The organism is Roseburia faecis (genome assembly GCF_001406815.1).
GTDB classification, from domain to species: Bacteria; Bacillota; Clostridia; order Lachnospirales; family Lachnospiraceae; genus Roseburia; species Roseburia faecis.
This window is the reverse complement of sequence record NZ_CVRR01000045.1, coordinates 1-2,781: the sequence shown is the minus strand read 5'-3', so window position 1 is coordinate 2,781 and position 2,781 is coordinate 1. Positions and strand designations below refer to the sequence as shown.

2 protein-coding genes are annotated in these 2,781 nt (G+C 41.9%); both read right to left on the bottom strand.

Annotated features, from left to right (window positions below):
* Nucleotides 1-182: 182 nt before the first annotated feature.
* Complete coding sequence (locus tag M72_RS12405; protein WP_055068441.1) at nt 183-920, bottom strand: ATP-binding protein; 738 nt, start codon at nt 918-920, stop codon at nt 183-185.
* Nucleotides 920-2,542 carry an IS21 family transposase gene (istA, locus tag M72_RS16925; protein ID WP_141652741.1) on the bottom strand — a complete coding sequence of 541 codons (1,623 nt, stop codon included), beginning with the start codon at nt 2,540-2,542 and terminating at the stop codon, nt 920-922. Before istA ends, M72_RS12405 begins: the two co-directional genes overlap by 1 nt.
* Nucleotides 2,543-2,781 lie beyond the last annotated feature (239 nt).

Here is a 2,781-nt window from a genome sequence, read left to right as displayed (position 1 = left end):
GCCAACGTAGGAAAATACCGTTGGCCGCGCAACCGTAATGAGGTAAAACCCATTACATGGAGGCAGTTTGACTGGCTTATGTCAGGTCTGCATTTTGCACTCTTTGGCGGTCGCAAATGCGTTTTAGAGCGGTCGCTCTGCGGAGCATAACGGCCGCCCGTTTTTAATTAATTGACCACCACTTATCGAGTGTTAATCTTGATAGTGTAGTGTTTTGTAACTCGCTTCATAATAGAATTAGCTGACACTTCATCGTTGAGAATCATTGCCTTCCAACTAGCTGGATCACGCTGTGAGCATACAATGGTGCTTTTTCTCTGTTCGTTACGTTTTTCAAGCAGTTCGAACAGAATCTTGATCTCACGTTCATCTGTAATGGTATGAAGAAGAAAATCATCCAGAATAATTAACTCCCATTTGAGATACTTCTTCATTTTACGAGCATATTTATCATAATCCTGTTCTTTTAAGGCGACCATGCTCTCCAACAGTTCTTCGCTGTGGAAGTAACCGACGTTATATCGATTACAGGCTTTAATGCCGATAGCCTTTGCAAGATATGACTTTCCTGCATCAGATTCACCAAGAATGCAGAGATTGTAGCCTCTTTCAATGAAATCCAAGGAAGAAAGCATCTCTGTTATGCCTGTTGGCAGATACTCTCGTTTATCAGAATCAACGCAGTCTGTCAACTCTTCAGGAGATCCTTTTAGGTGTGCAGCTGTTAACCGATTCTTTAGTGTTGTATTGACTTTTTCCTGAAACTGTGGAGCAATCAATTCTGCTATCATTGTAAGACGATCCATTTCAAGAAATCCAGGTCTGTGATACAGATCATCCAATGTAGCCGCCATTGTTGAAAGCTTCAATTCATTTAATTCATCAACAAGCTCATTCATGAGTTCAGTTCCGGTAAGCATCAGTCATCCGCCTCCTCTCGCATTTGATTTGCAAGAGCCTTGCTGCGGGATAAGAGAGTGTCAATACTGGACGCCTCAGGTGGCATTACATATCCACCGCGTACAAGTTCTTTCTTGGATGGAGATGAATGCCGGTATCCAGCCTCGCCGAGATCATCTGCAACTACGGATATCGTATTCTTGATGAATGTATATTTCTGCTTGTTCAATGCAATAGCCTGCTTACAGCATTCCTCCAGGGCTTTATTACTGTATTTCTTAGTGAAGTTCAGGATACCAAGACACATGCGGTAGGTCTGGACTTCATACAACCTTGATTTAAGAACAGTGCGGATAACGGTTTCCGTATTCTTTCCAATAAGCTGGGCTTTTTGGATAAAGTATGGGCCATTCCACTGAGTAAATCCTTTATAATTATCCGGCAAATGCTCTGGATTTGTAGACCACTGGCCTTTTCTTGTTGCTCTTGGCCATTCACAAAGAAATTCTCCGGAAAGAGAATAAATACGGACAACAGTTGAGGATGCCTTAATAGATACTTTCTTATGCAAAAACGCTTTATCTACGCTATAATAAGCATTGTCAAAGCGTACGTGGAAGTCGCTTGACACCTTTACCGTTTTTCTCTCCATGTACTCGTAATGCATGGAGGGAAGCGGCATTAATTCAAGTTTCTCTTCCTCCCAATAATAGTATCTGTTATGCTCTTTCTTTTTGAATGGTGCCTTATTCAGAGCCTCCAGTTCATCCCAAAGATCCTTATTAAACTGTTCCAATGAAAAATACTGACGTTCTTCCAGCTTATGGAAAAACCCTTTTTCAAGAATACCTACTGCGTTTTCTACAGAACTTTTGAACTTCGGTTTCCGAACTTTTGCCGGAAGAATGGCTGTGCCATAATGATCCGCCCAGTCGGCATAGTCCTTGTTTAATTCTGGTTCAACCCAGTCCTGATTTACGATGACTGCCTGCTTACAGTTATCGCACACAACCAATGCAGGTACACCGCCGAAATAATCAAGGGCATGGTTATTGACTTCGATCCACTGTGGTTCCTTTGTTGAGAGCATCCCTTCAGCATAAATGTACTGGGAATACGGCAGAATCGCTACAAAAACAACGATTGGCAGTATTTCTCCTGTGAGAGGATCCGTCATGGCAAACGTCTGTCCTGCGAAATCCACTTCCATCTTTTGGGCTATTACGGCATCAAAGTGGGAAGTCTCATAATTCTCTTCGCACCATTTGTTGTAGAGTTCGCAGTACTGTCGATACTGATAAAACCGCTTTCCTTCTTCAGCGCATTTTTTAGAGTATCTGTTCCATAGGAAAACTAAAGTCATGTTTTTTCGTGTTGCCATAAGCTTTGCATCTGCTTCATAGTTAGGATACTCTATATTTTCATTACGACCTCCAGATCCAGGTACAGAACCATACACAAGTTCAGCGATTCCATAATTCGTGATACCTGGTGGGAGAGGATAAGAAAGTGACTCGCATTTATCAAATGCTCTTAAAAAGTCATTCACTCCTGATTTGCTTGCACCCAGCTGACGGGCAATTTCGCTTCCTAAAAGAGAAAGCGCATAATGTTTGATAATGATGTTCTTGTAATCCAGCATACACTATCCTCCTGTAATAAATGTATTTTCATCCATTGGATGAATACACTTATTATCACTGAGGCTGAATTAATAATCAAAGGTGATGCGACCGTTCAGCTTCGCATTTCGGCCGTTTTGCTCCGCAAACCCGGCCGTTAGGATGCGCCATATGCAAGGTCTTGAAATCGAGCAGCCAAAGGCAATAAAAAGTACCGGAAATGCTTGATTTTTCAGGATTTTTCGCTTGTTTTATGGTA